The 18,838-nt window shown below is 65.1% G+C and carries 15 protein-coding genes; 8 read left to right on the top strand and 7 right to left on the bottom strand.

The genetic code is table 11. The features are described 5' to 3' along the window. Nucleotides 1-278 precede the first annotated feature (278 nt). Entirely contained in the window at nt 279-1,295 is a 1,017-nt protein-coding gene (locus tag QJT82_RS28245; RefSeq protein WP_028342303.1) for an LLM class flavin-dependent oxidoreductase, read from the top strand. Between the two features lie 151 nt (nt 1,296-1,446). Here the strand turns inward: QJT82_RS28245 and QJT82_RS28240 are convergent, their stop codons facing one another. Both QJT82_RS28240 and QJT82_RS28235 read right to left on the bottom strand, forming a co-directional pair. Further along, nucleotides 1,447-2,307, bottom strand: a complete 861-nt coding sequence (locus tag QJT82_RS28240) for a prephenate dehydratase (protein WP_028342302.1) — start codon at nt 2,305-2,307, stop codon at nt 1,447-1,449. Between the two features lie 21 nt (nt 2,308-2,328). Next, entirely contained in the window at nt 2,329-3,069 is a 741-nt protein-coding gene (locus QJT82_RS28235; protein WP_028342301.1) for a 3-deoxy-manno-octulosonate cytidylyltransferase, read from the bottom strand. Nucleotides 3,070-3,269: 200 nt separating this feature from the next. On the opposite strand from QJT82_RS28235, the gene QJT82_RS28230 reads away from it, so the two are divergent. The 6 genes from QJT82_RS28230 (at nt 3,270) to QJT82_RS28205 (ending at nt 11,753) form a co-directional block, all read left to right on the top strand. Continuing rightward, nucleotides 3,270-3,818 (top strand): cytochrome c family protein, encoded by a 549-nt coding sequence (locus tag QJT82_RS28230; RefSeq protein WP_028342300.1) that lies wholly within the window; start codon nt 3,270-3,272, stop codon nt 3,816-3,818. 263 nt (nt 3,819-4,081) lie between these two features. After that, nucleotides 4,082-5,938 carry an extracellular solute-binding protein gene (locus tag QJT82_RS28225; protein ID WP_035632104.1) on the top strand — a complete coding sequence of 619 codons (1,857 nt, stop codon included), beginning with the start codon at nt 4,082-4,084 and terminating at the stop codon, nt 5,936-5,938. Between the two features lie 17 nt (nt 5,939-5,955). Then, nucleotides 5,956-7,827 (top strand): extracellular solute-binding protein, encoded by a 1,872-nt coding sequence (locus tag QJT82_RS28220; protein ID WP_028342298.1) that lies wholly within the window; start codon nt 5,956-5,958, stop codon nt 7,825-7,827. Between the two features lie 3 nt (nt 7,828-7,830). Next, nucleotides 7,831-8,940: a microcin C ABC transporter permease YejB gene (locus QJT82_RS28215; protein WP_028342297.1), complete on the top strand. Its 1,110-nt coding sequence runs from the start codon at nt 7,831-7,833 to the stop codon at nt 8,938-8,940. After that, the gene (locus QJT82_RS28210) at nt 8,940-10,124 is read left to right on the top strand and encodes an ABC transporter permease (RefSeq protein WP_028342296.1); all 1,185 of its coding nucleotides are present in this window, start codon (nt 8,940-8,942) and stop codon (nt 10,122-10,124) included. Before QJT82_RS28215 ends, QJT82_RS28210 begins: the two co-directional genes overlap by 1 nt. Nucleotides 10,125-10,127: 3 nt before the next feature. Beyond that, complete coding sequence (locus tag QJT82_RS28205) at nt 10,128-11,753, top strand: ABC transporter ATP-binding protein (RefSeq protein WP_028342295.1); 1,626 nt, start codon at nt 10,128-10,130, stop codon at nt 11,751-11,753. A gap of 280 nt (nt 11,754-12,033) precedes the next feature. Here QJT82_RS28205 and QJT82_RS28200 read toward each other — a convergent pair whose 3' ends face one another. Together QJT82_RS28200 and QJT82_RS28195 are read right to left on the bottom strand one after the other, a co-directional pair. Beyond that, a complete protein-coding gene (locus tag QJT82_RS28200; RefSeq protein WP_028342294.1) occupies nt 12,034-12,876 on the bottom strand; it encodes an NlpC/P60 family protein in 843 nt (280 codons plus the stop codon). Next, nucleotides 12,869-14,245: a leucyl aminopeptidase family protein gene (locus QJT82_RS28195; protein ID WP_028342293.1), complete on the bottom strand. Its 1,377-nt coding sequence runs from the start codon at nt 14,243-14,245 to the stop codon at nt 12,869-12,871. The genes QJT82_RS28200 and QJT82_RS28195 overlap by 8 nt, the downstream gene beginning before the upstream one ends. 206 nt (nt 14,246-14,451) lie before the next feature. Here QJT82_RS28195 and QJT82_RS28190 point away from each other — a divergent pair, with 206 nt between their 5' ends. Then, complete coding sequence (locus tag QJT82_RS28190; protein ID WP_028342292.1) at nt 14,452-15,249, top strand: tetratricopeptide repeat protein; 798 nt, start codon at nt 14,452-14,454, stop codon at nt 15,247-15,249. Between the two features lie 152 nt (nt 15,250-15,401). Here the strand turns inward: QJT82_RS28190 and QJT82_RS28185 are convergent, their stop codons facing one another. Genes QJT82_RS28185 through QJT82_RS28175 form a run of 3 tightly spaced genes read right to left on the bottom strand, consistent with a single transcriptional unit; the run spans nt 15,402 to nt 18,838 of the window. Further along, nucleotides 15,402-16,376, bottom strand: coding sequence for a type II secretion system F family protein (locus tag QJT82_RS28185; RefSeq protein ID WP_028342291.1), 975 nt, complete (start codon nt 16,374-16,376; stop codon nt 15,402-15,404). A gap of 9 nt (nt 16,377-16,385) precedes the next feature. Further along, nucleotides 16,386-17,363, bottom strand: coding sequence for a type II secretion system F family protein (locus QJT82_RS28180; RefSeq protein WP_028342290.1), 978 nt, complete (start codon nt 17,361-17,363; stop codon nt 16,386-16,388). An 11-nt stretch (nt 17,364-17,374) separates the two neighbouring features. Continuing rightward, the gene (locus tag QJT82_RS28175) at nt 17,375-18,838 is read right to left on the bottom strand and encodes a CpaF family protein (protein WP_028342289.1); all 1,464 of its coding nucleotides are present in this window, start codon (nt 18,836-18,838) and stop codon (nt 17,375-17,377) included.

Below are 18,838 nucleotides of genomic sequence, written 5' to 3'. Positions count from 1 at the left end.
ATTCGTGGCGAAGATTCGGCAAAATTTGACTATCGAGAACGCCAAGTGGGCAGGTAATCTGTTTCGCGGCTGTAGTATTAAAATATTGAAACTATTAATATAATAATGATTCTGCAAGTGATTGGAGATCGAAATCGATTGTGGGTAGCTTGGTGCATCAATGAATCGTTGTATTTTGTCCCAAAATCGGTGGCTGCTGGCGCCGACGTTCCGCTGCGGGACTGGTCTGCGCGGTCGGGGCCTTTGTCGCCCCGTGGCGCCACACTAGGTTGACGGCCATGATTCCGCTCTCCGTCCTCGACCTGTCCGTCGTCACCACTGGCACCAGGCCGGCCGCTGCGCTCCGCAACAGCATCGATCTGGCGCGCCATGTCGATGGCCTCGGCTACACACGTTATTGGCTCGCCGAACACCACAACCTTGCTTCCGTCGCGAGCCCGGCGCCCGATCTGATGATCGGGCAGATCGCGGCGGTGACGCAGCATATCCGTGTCGGCTCCGGCGGCGTGATGCTGCCCAACCATGCGCCGCTGGTGGTCGCCGAACGCTTCAAGATGCTGGAGGCGCTGTTTCCCGGCCGCATCGATCTCGGCCTCGGCCGCGCGCCCGGCACCGACGGCGCCACCGCCTACGCGCTGCGCAGCCGGCTCGATCGCCGCGAGGGCGATGATTTCCTCGAGCGGCTGCACGAGCTGACCTTGTGGGAGACGCGCGATTTCCCACCCGGCCATCCCTACAACAATGTGGTGGCGATGCCGGATGACTCGCCGCTGCCGCCGATCTGGCTGCTCGGCTCGAGCGACTATTCCGCCGAGCTCGCAGCCCAGGTCGGGATGGGCTTTGCGTTCGCGCATCATTTTGCCACTCACGACGCAATTGCGGCGATGACGAACTACCGCGCACATTTCAAGCCGTCGGGCTGGCGCGCGACGCCGCAGTCGATCCTGGCAGTCGCCGTCGTCACGGCGGAGACCGACGCGGAAGCCGAGCGGCTTGCGATGTCGATGGATCTCAACCGGCTGCGCCGTGACCGCGGCCAGTATCTGCCGCTGCCTAGCGTCGAGGAGGCAGAAGCCTATCCTTACACCGACGCCGAGCGCGCCTCGATCGCGCGCAACCGCGCCCGCCTCTTCGTCGGCAGCCCCGCAACCGTGATGACGAAGCTGCAGCCGCTGATCGCGGCGACCCAGGCCGACGAGCTGATGGTGATATCAGCGGTCTACGACCACGCGGCGCGGAAGAAGTCGTACAGCCTGCTCGCCGAGGCGTTCGGGCTTGCGAAGAGGGCGGCATAAAGATTGTCGTCCCGGCGAAAGCCGGGACCCATACGCCGCAGCCCCAGTTGTTGCGCAAACTGGTCGTCGCCTTTGCTGCCCACGAACGCCGGTGGTTATGGGTCGCGGCTTTCGCCGGGACGACCCCGTAGAGAGGCTGCGCTCGCCTGGTCTAATCCTGCGTCTCGCTGAAGGTCGCGCGGAACGGGTGGCCGGGATAGACACCGACGATGCGGAATTCGCGCGAGAAGAATTTCAATTCCTCGATCGCAAAGGCGAGCCCGCGGTCGTTGGGGTGGCCGTCGACATCGGCATAGAATTGCGTGGCGAAGAAATTGCCGTCGACCATGTAGCTTTCGAGCTTGGTCATGTTGACGCCGTTGGTGGCAAAGCCGCCCACCGCCTTGTACAGCGCGGCGGGCAAGTTACGCACCCGGAAGACAAAAGTCGTGACCAGCGGCCCCGAGCCCTGCGCGGCCCATTTGGCCTCGCGCGCCAGCACCACGAAGCGGGTGGTGTTGTGGGCCTCGTCCTCGATGTCCTCGGCGAGAATGTCGAGGCCGTAGATATCGGCGGCGAGGCGGGAGGCGATCGCCGCCACGCTCTTGTCGCCGCGCTCGGAGATGTCGCGGGCGCTGCCGGCGGTGTCGGCGGCGACGATCGGCTTGATGCCGAGCTTGCGGATGACGCGGCGGCACTGGCCGAGCGCGTGGACGTGGCTCTCCACGCTCTTGATGTCGGCGAGCTTGGTGCCCTTGATCGCCATCAGCTGGTGGCGGATCGGCAAGAACCATTCGCCGACGATGAACAGGCCCGAGGCGGGCAAGAGATGGTGGATGTCGGCGACGCGGCCGGCGACCGAATTCTCGATCGGGATCATGCCGAGATCGGCCTCGCCCGAGGAAATCGCCGCCAGCGCGTCCTCGAAGGTCGGGCAGGGCATCGGCTCGGCGTCGGGATAGGCCTCGACGATCGCGATATGGGAATTGGCGCCAGGCTCGCCCTGGAATGCGATTTTCAGCTTCTTGGTCATGGGTGGCCTTTTACCAGCCGGTCAGGCTTTGGAAAGTATTCTGCGGGCGGTTTCGAGGTCGGCCGGGGTGTCGACGCCGCGCGGGACGGTGTCGACGATGGTGATGTCGATCCGCATCCCGGCCTCCAGCGCGCGCAGCTGCTCAAGCTTTTCCTGCTGCTCCAGCGGCGAGGGCGGCAGCGCTACGAACCGCTCCAGCGCGGCGCGGCGATAGGCGTAGAGACCGATATGATGGTAGCGCGGCCCGTCGCCATGGGGCGCGGTGGCGCGGGTGAAATACAGCGCGCGCAACCGGTTCGGCCCGATCGGCGAGCCGACCGCCTTGACGACGCTGGGGGCCTGATCCTCCTCCTCGCTATGGATGCGCGAGGCCAGGGTCGAGATGTCGACTGCGGGATCGTCGAGCGCTGGCATCACGCTGCGGATGGTCTCGGGACTGATGGTCGGGAAATCGCCCTGCAGATTGACCACGATCTCGGCGCGGCCGCCGGGGTCGAGGGTCGTCATCGCTTCATAAATCCGGTCCGAGCCGGACGGGTGGTCGGGGCGGGTCATCACGACCTCGCCTCCGGCAGCCTTCACCGCCGTAGCGATCTCGGCCGTGTCGGTGGCGACCGCAACCCGGCCGATGCCTGCCGCCTCGGCCCGCCGCAGCACATGGACGATCATCGGCACGCCGGCGATCTCGAGCAGCGGTTTTCCTGGCAACCGGGTGGCGGCCATGCGAGCCGGAATCAGCACCAAGGTACGGGGTTGGGTCATTCGTGTCGGGGCCCGTCCGGCCTGCGGAAATTGCCGGGGAGGAGGTTGAATTCGGCGCGTTTATACGGGTTGCCAGAGCGCGGGCAAACCGATATCTCAACCCTGCTTGGGGCGGTGCGATAAGGCCGATTCCCAGGTCTTTCCCCGCGGCCGTATTCCCGGCCTGAAGTCGACATTCAAGGCCCGGAGCCTGACCCAAAATGGACTCCTTCGAACTCAACAAAATCCTCGGTGCGGTTCTCGGCACCTGCATCGTCGTCCTGGTGATGAGCTTTGCCGCCAGCGCGAAATTCGCGCCGAAGCTGCCGGAGAAGCCGGGTTTTGAGATCGCGGTGAAGGAAGAGTCCCATGGCGGTGGCGGCGAGGCCGCTGCGGCCGCATCCGAGCCGATCGAGAAGCTGCTGCAGACCGCGTCCGTCGAGAAGGGCGCCGCGGCCGCCAAGAAGTGCCAGGCCTGCCACACCTTCGAGAAGGGCGGTCCCAACCGCGTCGGTCCGAACCTGTTCGGCGTCGTCGGCGAGAAGAAGGGCGAGGGCCGCGGTTTCAATTTCTCGGCCGCGATGAAGGGCAAGGGCGGCGAATGGTCGTTCGACGACCTCAACAAGTTCCTGACCAACCCGAAGGGCTTCATCCCGGGCACCGCGATGGGCTTCGCCGGCGTGCCGAAGGACAGCGAGCGTGCCGACATCATCGCCTATCTGAATTCGAACTCGGAGCATCCGGCTCCGCTCCCGACCGCCTCGAAGTAACGATTTGCTTCGCGCAAGCATGCGGATGAAACGGCCAGGCAATGCCTGGCCGTTTTCGCATGGGGAATCCGCTGTCGCGGGGTTGTTATCGGGACGTTTCGCCGCACCGATATTGTTCCCGGGCCAATATCATGAGGAAAAAGCAACGTAATTTGTCGAACCGTTGCCTTATATTGGGTCCCATGTAAGCGGGGCCGCAAGCAGGAAGACCGAATTTGGCGATCACCCGACGACACCTCCTTCAAGGCAGCGCACTGGCGGCAATGGCTCCGGCGCTCGGACTCACCCCCGGCCTGTCGGCGATCACGCCGGCCTTTGCCGACGATGCCCCCAACGGGCTGAAATGGCGGCACGGCCTCTCGACCTACGGCGAAATCAAATATCCCGCCGACTTCAAGCGTTACGACTACGTCAAGCCGGACGCACCGAAGGGCGGCGTGGTGCGGCTGTTCCAGCCCGGGACCTATGACAGCTTCAACCTCGTCGTTGCGGGGTTGAAAGGCTCCGTCTCGGCGGCTGTCGCTCGCATCTACGACTCGCTGATGGAGGCCTCGCTCGACGAGCCCGATACCTATTACGGCGAACTCGCCGAGGCGGCAGCCTTTCCCGATGATTTCTCCTACGTGATCTACCGCCTGCGGCCCGGATCACGCTGGCACGACGGCAAGCCGGTGACGCCGGAGGACGTGATCTTCTCCTTCGAGGCGTGGAAGGCGAACAGCCCGATGTTCAGCGCCTACTACCGGCATATCGTGAAGGCCGAGAAGATCGGCGATCGCGACGTCAAGTTCACCTTCGACAGCGCAGGCAACCGCGAGCTGCCGATGATTACCGGCCAGCTCACTATTTTGCCCAAGCATTGGTGGGAAGGCGCCGACGCGCAGGGCAAGAAGCGTGACATCACCGCGAGCACGCTGGAGCCGCCGCTCGGCTCGGGTCCCTATCGGATCAAGGAGTTCGTCGCCGGGCGGTCGGTCGTGCTCGAGCGCGTCAAGGACTACTGGGGCAAGGATATTCCGATCGCGATCGGACAGAACAATTTCGACGAGCTGCGCTACGAATATTTCCGCGACGACACCGTCGCGCGCGAGGCGCTGAAGGCCGACCAGTTCGATTGGTACAACGAGCGTAGCGCCAAGGAATGGGCGTCGGCCTACGACGTGTCGCCGGTGCGTGAGAAGCGGCTGCTCAAGGAGCTCTTCACCGTCCGCAACCAGGGTCGGATGCAGGGCTGGGTGTTCAACCTGAGGCGCCCGAAATTCGCCGACCCCAGGCTGCGCCGCGCCTTCAACTACGCGTTCGATTTCGAAGAGATGAATCGCGTGCTCTCGACCGGCGAGTATCATCGCGATTCAAGCTATTTCGACGGCATCCCGGATCTGATGGCGACCGGCCTGCCGGAAGGCAAGGAGCTCGAGATCCTGGAGACGGTGCGCGACAAGGTGCCGCCGGAAGTCTTCACGACGCCCTACAAGGATCCGGTCGGCGGCACGCCGGAGAACGTGCGCGCCAATCTGCGCGAGGCGACGCGGCTGTTGAAGGAAGCAGGCTTCGAGATTCGCGATCGCAAGCTCATCGATTCGTCCGGTCAGCCGTTCACGGTCGAGATACTCGGCAACAGCGGCGATTCCGGCATGGAGCGGATTGCGCTGTTCTACAAGCCGAGCCTTGAGCGCCTCGGCATCACCGTCAATCTGCGTGCCGTGGACACGGTGCAGTATCAGAACCGGGTCCGCGAATACGATTTCGAGATGGTGACCCAGGTCTGGGGCCAGTCGATCTCGCCCGGCAACGAACAGCGCGACAATTTCGGCTCGCAGGCGGCCGACCGGCCAGGCTCCAACAATCTTCCCGGCATCAAGAATCCGGCGCTCGATGCCATCATCGAGCGCATCATTTTCGCCACCAGCCGCGCCGATCAGGTCGCCGCCGCCAAGGCGCTGGACCGGGTCTTGCTCTGGAACTTCTATCTTGTTCCACACTTCAACTACGACAAGCAGCGCTACGCGTACTGGGATCGCTTCAGCCATCCCGACCCGCTGCCGAAATACGCTGTTTCGGGATTCCCAAATCTCTGGTGGTACGACGCCGACAAGGCGGCCAAGCTCAAGCGTTCATAAAACTCAAGGATCCGCGCATGGCGCTATTCTCCCGTCGGCACGCACTCGGTCTCGGCATCGGTGCGTTGAGTGCTGCAGGCTTGCGTGCTGCACCGGCGGTGGCCGACAACGGAGCCGAGATGCACGGCATGTCGGTGTTCGGCGACCTGAAATATCCGGCGGATTTTAAGATCTTCGACTACGTCAATCCGAAGGCGCCGAAGGGCGGGGCGTTCTCGGTGATCCCGTGGGTGCGCGGTTACAACCAGTCCTACTACACCTTCAATTCGCTGAACGCCTACGTCCTCAAGGGCGAAGGCGCGCAGGGCATGGACATGACGTTCGCGACGCTGATGTCGCGCGCCAATGACGAGCCCGACGCGATGTACGGCTATGCCGCGAAGTCGGTGCAGATCTCGCCGGACAAGCTGACCTACCGCTTTGCCATGCGCCCCGAGGCGCGCTTCCATGACGGCTCGAAGCTGACCGCGCAGGACGTCGCCTTCTCGCTCAATACGCTGAAGGAAAAAGGCCACCCGCTGATCCAGGTGCAGCTGCGCGACTTCGTCAAGGCCGAGGCGCCCGATGACGCGACCGTGGTGGTGACCTTCGCGGCGGGGCGCGCGCGCGACGTGCCGCTCTATGTTGCGGGCCTGCCGATTTTCTCCAAGGCCTATTACGCGAACCGGTCCTTCGAGGACTCGACGCTCGATGCGCCGCTCGGCTCGGGGCCGTACAAGGTCGGCCGGTTCGAGGTCAACCGCTACGTCGAATTCGACCGCATCAAGGACTGGTGGGGCGCCGAACTGCCGGTCAATCGCGGCAGCTACAATTTCGACACCGTACGCTACGAATTCTATCGCGACCGCGATGTGGCGTTCGAGGGCTTCACCTCGAAGAGCTATCTGTTCCGCGAGGAGTTCACCGCGCGCGTCTGGGCGACACGCTACGATTTCCCCGCGGTGAAGGATGGCCGCGTCAAGCGCGAGACGCTGCCCGACGATACGCCGTCCGGCGCACAGGGCTGGTTCATCAACACGCGCCGCGACAAGTTCAAGGATCCACGCGTGCGCGAGGCGCTGATCTGCGCCTTCGACTTCGAGTGGACCAACAAGACCATCATGTACGATGCCTATGCGCGCACCGTCTCGCCGTTCCAGAACTCGGACATGGTGGCGGACGGGCCTCCCTCGCCGGAGGAACTGGCGCTGCTCGAGCCGTTCCGCGGCCAGGTGCCCGATGAGGTGTTCGGCCTGCCGTTCGTGCCGCCGATGTCCGACGGTTCCGGCCAGGATCGCGCGCTGCTGCGCAAGGCGGTGCAACTGCTCAACGAGGCCGGCTGTGTCGTCAAGGACGGCAAGCGCGTGCTGCCGAACGGCGAGCCCATCACCATCGAGTTCCTCAACGACGAGCCCTCGCTGCAGCCGCACCATGGGCCTTACATCAAGAACCTCGGCACGCTCGGCATCGAAGCGACGTTCCGCCTGGTCGACGCGGTGCAGTACCGCGCCCGGGTGGAAGACTTCGATTTCGACATGACCATGCAGCGCTTCAGCTTCTCGGCGACACCCGGCGACAGCATGCGGCCGTTCTTCTCCTCGCACGCCGCGAAGACCAAGGGCTCCTACAATCTGGCGGGCATCGCCAATCCCGCGATCGACGTGCTGATCGAGAAGATCATCGGCGCCAACAGCCGCCATGAGTTGACAGTCGCCTGCCGCGCCTTCGACCGCGTGTTCCGCGCCGGCCGTTACTGGGTGCCGCAATGGTACCGCAACACGCATCCGATCGCCTATTGGGACCAGTTCGGCCATACCGAGAAGCTGGCGAAATACGCCCAGGGCGTCGGCGCCCCGGAGAACTGGTGGTATGATGCGGCCAAGGCCGCGAAGCTCGAGCAGGCGAAGTAGCCGATGAGCGCCTATATCGCCCGACGTATCTTCCTGATGCTGCCGACGCTGCTCGGCATCCTGTTCGTCTCCTTCGTGGTCGTGCAGTTTGCCCCCGGCGGTCCGGTCGAGCGTGTCATCGCGCAGATCAACGGCGCCGACACCGGCGGCACATCGCGCGTGTCGGGCGGCGGCGGCGATTTCGGCGCGCAGCGCGGCCAGGGCGCGGGCGCAGGTGCGGCCATCAATTCGAAATACCGCGGCGCGCAGGGCCTCGATCCCGATTTCATCAAGAAGCTCGAGGTGCAGTTCGGCTTCGACAAGCCGGCGCCGGAGCGGTTCGCGCTGATGGTGTGGAATTTCGCGCGGTTCGACTTCGGCAACAGCTATTTCCGCAGCGTCAGCGTGCTGCAGCTGATCAAGGAGAAGTTGCCGGTCTCGATGTCGCTCGGCATCTGGATGACGCTGCTGACCTATCTGATCTCGATCCCGCTCGGCATCCGCAAGGCGGTGCAGGACGGCTCGCGGTTCGATACCTGGACCTCGGCGGTGATCATCATCGGCTTTGCGATACCGGGCTTCCTGTTCGCGATCCTCCTGATCGTGCTGTTTGCCGGGGGCTCATTCCTCAATATCTTTCCGCTGCGTGGCCTGACTTCGGACGGCTGGGTGCAGTTCCCCTGGTACTGGAAGATCATCGACTATTTCTGGCACCTGACGCTGCCGCTGGTGTCGATGGCGCTCGGCGCCTTCGCCACCATGACCCTGCTGACCAAGAACTCGTTCCTCGATGAGATCCGCAAGCAATATGTGATGACCGCGCGCGCCAAGGGTTGCAGCGAGCGCCAGGTGCTGTACGGCCACATCTTCCGCAACGCCATGCTGATCGTGATCGCCGGCTTCCCGGGCGCGTTCATCCACGCGTTCTTCTCCGGCTCGCTGCTGATCGAAACCATCTTCTCGCTCGACGGGCTCGGCCTGCTTGGCTTCGAGAGTGTGTTGAACCGCGACTATCCGGTGGTGTTCGGGACGCTGTTCATCTTCTCGCTGGTCGGACTGGTGGTCAATCTGCTCTCCGACCTTGCCTATATGTGGATCGATCCCCGGATCGATTTCGAAGCGCGGGAGGTCTGATGACGATGCTCGCGCCCCAACCGGTCGAGACCTCGACGCAATCGCCGCTCGGCGAGGCGGTGCCCGCGACGCGGCACGGCTTTTCGCCGTCGCCGCTGAACAGGCGGCGCTGGCAGAACTTCAAGGCCAATCGCCGCGGCTACTGGTCGTTCTGGATCTTCCTCGTGCTGTTCGTGGCGTCGCTGTTCGCCAATTTCATCGCCAACGACAAGCCGCTGATGGTCAAATATGACGGCCGCCTGTACTGGCCGGTGATCTTCACCTACGCCGAGACCACCTTCGGCGGTGACTTCGAGACCGCAGCCGATTATCGCGATCCTTACCTGCAGAAGCAGATCGCCGCCAAGGGCGGCAGCATGATCTGGCCGCCGATCCGCTACTCCTACGACAGCCGCAACCTCGACCCGCCGACGGCGGTGCCGTCGAAGCCGACCTGGCTGTTGACCGAAGAGCAGTGCAAGGACGTGGTGAAGCGGAAGGGACTGACCGGCTGCCGCGACCTCGAATACAACTGGCTCGGCACCGACGATCAGGGCCGCGACGTGGTCGCGCGGCTGATCTACGGCTTCCGCATCTCGGTGCTGTTCGGCCTGACGCTGACCATCCTGTCCTCGATCATCGGCATCGCCGCGGGCGGCGTGCAGGGCTATTTCGGCGGCTGGACCGATCTCATGTTCCAGCGGCTGATCGAGATCTGGACCGCGATCCCCTCGCTCTATCTGCTCCTGATCATCTCGGCGGTGCTGCCGCCGGGCTTCTTCATCCTGCTCGGAATCCTCCTGCTATTCTCCTGGGTCTCGCTGGTCGGCCTGGTGCGCGCCGAATTCCTGCGCGGCCGCAATTTCGAATACATCCAGGCGGCGCGCGCGCTTGGCGTCTCCAACGGCGTGATCATGTTCCGCCATCTGCTGCCGAACGCGATGGTCGCGACCATGACGTTCCTGCCCTTCATCGTGTCGTCCTCGGTGATGACGCTGACGGCGCTGGATTTCCTCGGCTTCGGCCTGCCGCCCGGTTCGCCCTCGCTCGGTGAATTGCTCTCGCAGGGCAAGGCCAATGTGCAGGCGCCGTGGCTCGGCCTCACCGGCTTCTTCTCGGTCGCGATCATGCTGTCGCTCCTGATCTTCATCGGCGAAGCCGCGCGCGACGCCTTCGATCCCCGCAAGACGTTTTCGAAGGGCTGAGGCATGGACGCGATCAACCAGCCTTTGCTCGATGTCCGCGACCTCTCGGTCGCCTTCGGCCGCGCGGTTGCGGTCGACGGCATCTCGTTCTCGATCAAGCGCGGCGAGTGCGTCGCGCTGGTCGGCGAATCCGGTTCGGGAAAATCCGTCAGCGCGCTGTCGGTGCTGAAGCTGCTGCCCTATCCGACGGCATCGCATCCCAGCGGCGCGATCCGCTTCCGCGGCCGCGACCTCCTGACCGCGTCCGACCAGGAGATGCGCGAGGTCCGCGGCAACGACATCTCGATCATCTTCCAGGAGCCGATGACCTCGCTCAATCCGCTCCAGACCATCGAGACCCAGATCGGCGAGATCCTGTCGCTGCACAGGGGCGTCAGTGGCGCCGCGGCGCGGGCGCGGACGCTGGAGCTATTGGGCCAGGTCGGCATCCCCGAGCCGGAGACGCGGCTCAAGAGCTATCCGCACCAATTGTCCGGCGGCCAGCGCCAGCGCGTGATGATCGCGATGGCGCTCGCCAACGAGCCCGATCTGTTGATCGCGGACGAGCCGACCACCGCGCTCGACGTCACCGTGCAGGCGCAGATCCTGGCGCTGCTGGCCGAGATCAGGGCGCGGCTCGGCATGAGCCTGTTGTTCATCACCCACGATCTCGGCATCGTCCGCCGCATCGCCGACACGGTCTGCGTGATGAACAACGGCAAGATCGTCGAGCAGGGCCCGGTCGAGCAGGTCTTCACCGCGCCGAAGCACGCCTATACCCAGGCGCTGCTCGCGGCCGAGCCGAAGCCCGATCCGGCGCCGCCGCAGCCGGGCGCAGCGGTCGTGATGTCGGCGGACAATCTCAAGGTCTGGTTTCCGATCAAGCGCGGGCTGCTCCGCTCGACCGTCGGCCACATCAAGGCGGTCGATGGCGTCAGCCTCGCGGTGCGCAAGGGCGAGACGCTCGGCGTGGTCGGCGAATCCGGCTCCGGCAAGACCACGCTCGGGCTCGCGCTGCTCCGGCTGATTTCGTCCGATGGTCCGATCGTGTTCCTCGGCAGCGACATCCAGGGCCTGCGCTTCAAGCAGATGCGGCCGTTCCGCCGCGACATGCAGATCGTTTTCCAGGACCCGTTCGGCTCGCTCAGCCCGCGCATGTCGGTGGCCGACATCATTGCCGAGGGCCTCGAGGTGCACCAGAAGCAGCTGTCGCGCGAGGAGCGTGAAGCGCGGGTGATCAAGGCTTTGAAGGATGTCGGGCTCGATCCCGACTGGCGCTTCCGCTATCCGCACGAATTCTCCGGCGGCCAGCGCCAGCGCATCTCGATCGCGCGCGCGGTCGTGCTGGAGCCGAATTTCGTCGTGCTGGACGAGCCGACCAGCGCGCTCGACATGCTGCTGCAGGCCCAGATGGTCGACCTGCTGCGCGACCTGCAGCGCAAGCGCGACCTCACCTATATGTTCATCTCGCACGATCTGCGCGTGGTCGCCTCGCTGGCGAGCCATTTGATCGTGATGAAATCCGGCAAGGTGGAGGAGGAGGGACCGGCTTCCGAGCTGTTCAAGAATCCGAAGAGCGAGTACACCCGCGCGCTGTTCGCCGCCGCGTTCCGTATCGAAGCGGCCGGCGACGGGGCGGTGGCGACGTAGCGAGCTTCGTAGGATGGGTAGAGCGAAGCGAAACCCATCATTCATCCGCGCGGAAGCAGCTTGATGGGTTTCGCTGCGCTCTACCCATCCTACGGCATCTCGCTTCTAGTCCTACGTCGTCCCCGCGCAACGGCTTCGCCGTTGTCGCTGGAGGTGCGAGCCTTGCGGCGCAATTGCGCCGCTGGGCGAGCCTCGAAGGATGCGTGGCCCGAGTGGGGCCGTCGATCTTTCGAGACGCGCGCGAGAGCGCGCTCCTCAGGATGACGGGGATGGATATTGCCTAAAGCCGCTTGATCGCGAGGACTTCGCTGCCGGCGGCTTTGATCCTGGCGATGGCGGCGTGCGTGTTCTCCAGCGCCGTTGTCATGTGATGCGCGTTGGCGTGCACGATCGTCGTCGCGTCGCGCACGATGGCGACATGGCCCTTCCAGAATATCAGGTCGCCGCGTTGCAGCTGCTTCGATTCGACAGCCGTCAATTCGCCGCCGAGCCCTTCCTGCTGCATGTCGCTGTCGCGTGGGCAACCGGTGCCGGCGGCGGTCAGCGCAATCTGCACCAGGCCGGAGCAATCGATGCCGAGGCTCGATTTGCCGCCCCACAGATACGGTGTGCCGACGAATTGCTCGGCGATCGCGACGAAATCACCTGCCATCGTGTCGAGCGGCGCGAGATGCTGGCGTGGCAGGTGCCAGCCTTCGCGGGTCAGCGCGAACGCACCGTCCTCGCGGATGATGGCGAGCTTCGTCCCCATCGCCAGCGCCTCGACCGGCGGCAGCTTGATCGACGGGCCCGGAAACGCCAGCGTGCGCAGCGCCGCGACCTTGTGCGTCGGGGCGGCGCCGGGCGTCGTCAGCGCGGCCTCGGGAATCCAGCCGACATAGCCGTCATCGGCAAGCTGGCCCCAGGCCCAGCCTTCGCCGTTGCGATCGTACACCGTGATCCGCTCGCCCCGGAGCGCCTGCGTCATCTGTTCGGCATCGCTCGCCGGCGCCTGGCGCAGCGGCGCGATCGCGTCAAAAACCTCGAAGGCCTCGCCTTCGACGAAGCGCGCGGCCTTGACCTTGCCCTCGAGATATTTCGCCGCGAGGTCGTCGCGGGCCGGCGTCAGACGGGGGTCATGCATAGCGCTGGCTCAACAATTTGTAGATCGCGCGCGCGGCCTGGCACTCGCCGCCTTCGGGACGGCCGGGCTTTGCCGACGGCGTCCAGCCGTAGATGTCGACGTGCAGCCAGCTCCTCGCATGCTCGACGAAGCGCTGCAGGAACAGCGCGCAGGTGATCGAGCCCGCGAAGCCGCCCGACGGTGCGTTGGTGATGTCGGCCGTCTTGGAGTCGAGCCAGGCGTCGTAGGCCGGCCACAGCGGCATCCGCCACAACGGGTCGTTCTCGCTCTTTGCACAAGATGCGACGTCGCCGGCAAGCGCCTCGTCATTGGTGTAGAACGGCGGCAGATCCGGGCCCAGCGCCACCCGCGCGGCGCCGGTCAGCGTGCCCAGATCGACCAGCAGATCGGGCGTCTCCTCGTCGGCGAGCGCCAGCGCGTCGGCGAGCACCAGCCGCCCTTCGGCGTCGGTGTTGCCGATCTCGACGGTGATGCCCTTGCGCGACTTGAAGATGTCGAGCGGGCGGAACGCGTTGCCGGCAACCGCGTTCTCGACCGCCGGGATCAGCACGCGCAGCCGCACCTTGAGCTTCGCGTCCATTACCATCTGGGCCAGCGCCAGCACGTTGGCGGCGCCGCCCATGTCCTTCTTCATAATGAGCATGCCGCTCGACGGCTTGAGATCGAGCCCGCCGGTATCGAAGCAGACGCCCTTGCCGACCAGCGTCACCTTCGGATGGGCGGGGTCGCCCCAGCTCAGCTCGATCAGCCGCGGCGCCCGAGTCGACGCCATGCCGACGGCGTGGATCAGCGGAAAGTTCTGCGCGAGCTCGTCACCACTGATGCAATTGAAGGCCGCACCGAACCGCGTCGCGAGGTCGCGCGCCACGTCGGCGAGCTCGGCCGGCCCCATGTCGTTGGACGGCGTGTTGATGAGGTCGCGCGCCAGCGCCGCGGCATCCGCCATCCGGGTGATCTCGGCCGTGTCGACGCCGTCGGGCGGCACCAGGCGGACTTCGGGGACCTTGTTCGCGCGATAGCGGCCGAAGCGATAGCAGCCGAGTGCGAAGGCGAGTGCGGCAAGTCTGGTGTCATGCGGTGCATTGGCGAACCGATAGACGCCCGGCGGCAGCAGGCCGGGCAGGGCGCCGGGCCGGAACGGATCGCGCGCCTTGTGGTCGGCGTCCTCGAGACCGAACAGCACTTGCGCGATGCCGCCGTCTGCCGCCGGCAGGACGAGCGATTTGCCGGGCTTGGCCGCAAAGTCATTGGCCGCCGAGAACTGCCGCGCCGGTGCCGGCAGCTCGCCCCGAATCGCATCCCATGTCGCCTTGGTGACGAAGGTGATCGGCGTGGCGGCGGTCGTGGTCGTCTCGAACACGGATGGCATGCGGCTCTCGGCTGTTCTGGCGTCGTTGGTGGGCTACTACACGCCTTTCGCCACGGATGGTAGCGCGCCAACGGTTCACGCGCCGTGCAGGGCCGGAACCGGCGGGCCGGTTGTCACGCCGCCAGTTAACCAGACGTTAGGGTTAACAGTCTATTGCTGGCACGCTCGGCTGGAACCGTTCGCCCGATTTCGTGAGTCACAGTGCCATGCGTCGACAGTCCAATCTGACCCGGCATCTCGCTTCCGCAGCCCTCGTGGCGGTCCTGGCCGCAGGGCTTGGCGGTTGCCAGACCATGTCCGACGTGGCGGGATCGATCACGTCCCGGTCCGATCCCACGCCCGATGATCCGCGCCGCGCCGTCGAGGTCTATGGCGAGCGCTATCGCAAGAATCCCAAGGATGTCGCCGCCGCGGTCGGCTACGGCCAGGCCCTGCGGATGACCGGACAGCGCTCGCAGGCCTGCGCCGTGCTCGAGCAGGCCACGATCGCCAACCCCGGCAACAAGGCGCTGCTCGCCGCCTATGGCCGCGCGCTGGCCGACAACGGCAATTCGCAGGCTGCATTCGACGTGCTGAGCCGCGCGCACAGCCCGGACAATCCGGACTGGCGGATCCTGTCGGTGCAGGGCACCACGCTCGACAAGATGAACCGGCACGAGGAGGCGCGGCGCTATTACGCCAGTGCGCTCAGGCTGGCTCCGGACGAGCCGTCGGTGCTGTCCAATCTTGGCCTGTCCTACATGCTGACCAAGGATTTGCCGAAAGCGGAAGAGACGCTGCGCCAGGCCTATGCCAGCGCTCGCGCCGACACCCGGATCCGGCAGAACCTTGCGCTGGTCGTCGGCCTGCAGGGCCGCTTCGCGGAGGCCGAAACGATCGTCAAGGCCGACCTGCCGTCGGATGAGGCCGCGGCCAACGTCGCCTATCTCCGCGACATGCTGAACCGCAAGGACGGGCCGCGGACCGCGTCGCGTGCGGCGCCGGTCGTCGCCAAGGACGACTAAACCAAACGGGGCACTTCCGCCTCCCCTTGAAAAGGGGAGGTCGCTTTGCTCGGCTCTGTCCACATAGAGCGGCGTCTGTGGCTGACCCCAATCCTGACCTTCCCCCTTTCAGGGGGAAGGAAAAGCAGTAACGCAGTCCACTGCTGCGCAACTCAATGCATTGTGGCGATCTTGATGTAGGACGGGCCGAGGATCACGATGAACAGGCAGGGCAGGAAGAACAGGATCATCGGCACCGTCAGCTTGGGCGGCAGTGATGCGGCCTTCTTCTCGGCCTCGTTCATCCGCATGTCGCGGTTTTCCTGCGCCATCACGCGGAGGCTCTGGCCGAGCGGCGTGCCGTAGCGCTCGGATTGCTGCAAGGCCATGCACACCGACTTCACGCCTTCGAGGCCGGTGCGGCGCGCCAGGTTCTCATAGGCCGTCTTGCGGTCCTGCAAATAGGACAGTTCCGCGGTCGTCAGCGCAAACTCCTCCGACAGCGCGACCGATTGCCCGGCGATCTCGTTGGCCACTTTCCGGAATGCGACCTCGACCGACATGCCCGACTCGATGCAGATCAGCAGCAGGTCGAGCGAATCCGGGAACGCGCGCTTGATCTGGAGCTGGCGCTTGGAGATCGCGTTCTTCAGGAACAGCATCGGCGCCTGCAGGCCGGCATAGGCCGCGCCGACGCAAATGCCGATCTTGAGCGTGAGCGACCAGTTCGCGCCGGCAATGAAGAACGTATAGATGATAGCGCCGATCAGCATCAGGATCGGCGTGACCGCCCGCGCTGCCAGAAAATAGACATACGGAGCGTGGCCGCGATAGCCCGCCATCACGAGCTTCTCGATCGCCGCTTCCTGGGCCAGCCATTTGGTGAGATTCAGGTCATCCACCATCTTGGAGACGGCCTGCTTCGGCGTCTGGCGCAGCGTCACCTTTTCCGACTTGGAGAGACGGTCGCGCTCGCGCTGCCGCAGGCGCTCGCGCTCGCTGGCGACCGCCTTCATGCGCTTGTTGAGGTCGCCGCCGGCGAGCAGTGGCATCACCAGCGTGTAGACCGTCGCGCTTGCCGCGAAGAAGGCAAGCAGCATGGTCATGAACCTGACGTCGTGGAGCTTGGCGACCAGAATATCAATCATGCTGCACCGTCAGAAATCGAAGTTGATCATCTTCTTCATCACCAGCACGCCCATCGACATCCAGATCGCGCAGGCGACCAGCATGAGCTGGCCCATCGAATTCGTCCACAGCAGGGCGATGTAGTCCGGCGTCGTCAGGAACACGAGGATCATCACGATTGGCGGCAGTGAGCCGATGATGGCGGCGGAGGCCTTCGCTTCCATCGACATCGCCTGGATCTTCTCGGCCATCTTCTTGCGGTCGCGCAGCACCCTCGACAGGTTGCCGAGCGCTTCCGACAAATTGCCGCCGGACTTCTGCTGGATCGCGATCACGATGCCGAAGAAGTTGGCCTCCGGCAGCGGCATCCGCTCGTAGAGCCGGGCACAGGCTTCGCCGAGCGGCATGCCGATCGCCTGGGTCTCGATGATGGCGAGAAACTCGCTGCGCAGCGGTTCCGGCGCGTCGTTGACGACCGCCTTGAGCGATTCGAACAGCGGCAGGCCGGCCTTGATGCCGCGCACGATGACGTCGACGGCGTCAGGCAGCGCCTTCAGGAACGCCTTCTCCCGCCGCTTCTTCAGGAAGCCGAGCACCCAGCGCGGTAGGCCGAGACCCATGGCAAAGCCGATGCCGGCCGCGCCGAGCAGGCCTCCGCCAACCATGAAGGCCACGCCGAACCCGAACAGGCCAAGGGCGCCCGAGATCATCCAGAATTTCTGCTCCGACCAGTCCAGTCCGGCCTGCGAGATGCGCACGCCGAGCGGGACCTTCTTGTCCTTCTGACGCCGCGCCTCGAGCTCCTTCAACGATCCTTCGACCTGCTCGCGGCGGGAGCGTTGCGTGCGGTCGGCATTTCGTGTCGTCGTGGGTTCGCTGCGCGCCACCGACGCGCGGCGCGACTCGGCCTTCTTTTCCCCCGAAAGGTAGGGATACAGGAAGACCCAGGCGATGCCGCCGACCGTCGTGGCGGCGAGGAAGGCGAGAGCCAGAGTTTGCGTCTGCATCCTGCGTTCCCCTAGACCGGCGCCGGCGCGTCGGAGGCGTCGAGCGCCGCCGCAAGCCGCTTCTCTTCATTGTAGTAGCGCGCACGTTCCCAGAAGCGCGGCCGGCCGATGCCGGTCGAGCGGTGCTTGCCGATGATCTTGCCGTTGGCGTCTTCCCCGACCACGTCGTAGAGGAAGACATCCTGGGTGATGATGGTGTCGCCTTCCATGCCCATCACCTCGGTGATGTGCGTGATGCGGCGCGAACCGTCGCGCAGGCGCGCCGCCTGCACGATGATGTCGACAGAGGCGCAGATCATCTCGCGAATGGTGCGAGACGGAAGCGAGAAGCCGCCCATGGTGATCATGGATTCGCAGCGCGACAGTGCTTCGCGCGGATTGTTGGCGTGCAGCGTGCCCATCGAGCCGTCGTGGCCGGTGTTCATGGCCTGCAACAGGTCGAACGCTTCGGGTCCGCGGACTTCGCCGACGATGATGCGTTCCGGGCGCATACGCAGGCAGTTGCGGACCAGTTCGCGCATCGTCACCTGGCCCTCGCCCTCGATGTTCGGCGGCCGGGTTTCCAGCCGCACCACATGCGGCTGCTGCAGCTGAAGCTCGGCGGCGTCTTCGCAGGTGATGATGCGTTCGTCGTGCTCGATATAGTTGGTCAGGCAGTTCAGCAGCGTGGTCTTGCCCGAGCCGGTGCCGCCGGAGATGATCACGTTGCAGCGGACGCGGCCGATGATCTGCAGGATGGTCGCCCCTTCGGGGGTGATCGCGCCGAACTTGACGAGCTGCTCCAGCGTCAGCTTGTCCTTCTTGAACTTGCGGATGGTGAGCGCGGGCCCGTCGATCGCCAGCGGCGGCACGATGGCGTTGACGCGGGAACCGTCGGCGAGGCGGGCGTCGCAGATCGGCGAGGATTCGTCGACGCGCCGGCCGACCTGGCTGACGATGCGCTGGCAGATGTTGAGAAGCTGCTGGTTGTCGCGAAAGCGGATGCCGGTGCGCTGGATCTTGCCGGCGACTTCGATGAATACGGTGCCTGCGCCGTTGACCATGATGTCGGCGATGTCGTCGCGCGACAGCAGCGGCTCCAGCGGGCCATAGCCGAGCACGTCGTTGCAGATGTCGTCGAGCAGCTCCTCCTGCTCGGCGATCGACATCACGATGTTCTTGATCGCGATGATCTCGTTGACGATGTCGCGGATTTCCTCGCGCGCCGATTCGCTGTCCAGCTTGGCGAGCTGGGCAAGGTCGATCGCCTCGATCAGGGCGCCGAAGATCGTCGCCTTGACCTGGTAGTAGTTGTCCGAGCGGCGGGCTTCGACGGCGGGGGCAGGCGGTGGCTTGCTCGGTGCCAGCGGCGGCGACGAGATCGCCGGTGCGGCGGACTCGCGCGACATCGCCGGCGCGCCGGCGGGCTCCGGCGCCTGAAACGCGGGCTTGGGTGCCCGCACGTCCCCATCGTTTCCGCTACGCTTACCAAACAC

Origin of the sequence: Bradyrhizobium sp. Mp19, from assembly GCF_029952935.1 — a bacterium.
Classification (GTDB): Bacteria; Pseudomonadota; Alphaproteobacteria; order Rhizobiales; family Xanthobacteraceae; genus Bradyrhizobium; species Bradyrhizobium elkanii.
The sequence above is the reverse complement of the archived record's forward strand: the minus strand, read 5'-3'. Positions and strand labels throughout refer to the sequence as shown.

Coding starts and splice junctions, on each gene's coding strand:
- QJT82_RS28220 (WP_028342298.1), top strand. CDS start 5,956: ATGGCGCTATTCTCCCGTCGGCACGCACTCGGTCTCGGCATCGGTGCG.
- QJT82_RS28210 (WP_028342296.1), top strand. CDS start 8,940: ATGACGATGCTCGCGCCCCAACCGGTCGAGACCTCGACGCAATCGCCG.
- QJT82_RS28225 (WP_035632104.1), top strand. CDS start 4,082: ATGGCTCCGGCGCTCGGACTCACCCCCGGCCTGTCGGCGATCACGCCG.
- QJT82_RS28180 (WP_028342290.1), bottom strand. CDS start 17,363: ATGCAGACGCAAACTCTGGCTCTCGCCTTCCTCGCCGCCACGACGGTC.
- QJT82_RS28245 (WP_028342303.1), top strand. CDS start 279: ATGATTCCGCTCTCCGTCCTCGACCTGTCCGTCGTCACCACTGGCACC.
- QJT82_RS28185 (WP_028342291.1), bottom strand. CDS start 16,376: ATGATTGATATTCTGGTCGCCAAGCTCCACGACGTCAGGTTCATGACC.
- QJT82_RS28240 (WP_028342302.1), bottom strand. CDS start 2,307: ATGACCAAGAAGCTGAAAATCGCATTCCAGGGCGAGCCTGGCGCCAAT.
- QJT82_RS28230 (WP_028342300.1), top strand. CDS start 3,270: ATGGACTCCTTCGAACTCAACAAAATCCTCGGTGCGGTTCTCGGCACC.
- QJT82_RS28190 (WP_028342292.1), top strand. CDS start 14,452: ATGCGTCGACAGTCCAATCTGACCCGGCATCTCGCTTCCGCAGCCCTC.
- QJT82_RS28215 (WP_028342297.1), top strand. CDS start 7,831: ATGAGCGCCTATATCGCCCGACGTATCTTCCTGATGCTGCCGACGCTG.
- QJT82_RS28235 (WP_028342301.1), bottom strand. CDS start 3,069: ATGACCCAACCCCGTACCTTGGTGCTGATTCCGGCTCGCATGGCCGCC.
- QJT82_RS28195 (WP_028342293.1), bottom strand. CDS start 14,245: ATGCCATCCGTGTTCGAGACGACCACGACCGCCGCCACGCCGATCACC.
- QJT82_RS28200 (WP_028342294.1), bottom strand. CDS start 12,876: ATGCATGACCCCCGTCTGACGCCGGCCCGCGACGACCTCGCGGCGAAA.
- QJT82_RS28205 (WP_028342295.1), top strand. CDS start 10,128: ATGGACGCGATCAACCAGCCTTTGCTCGATGTCCGCGACCTCTCGGTC.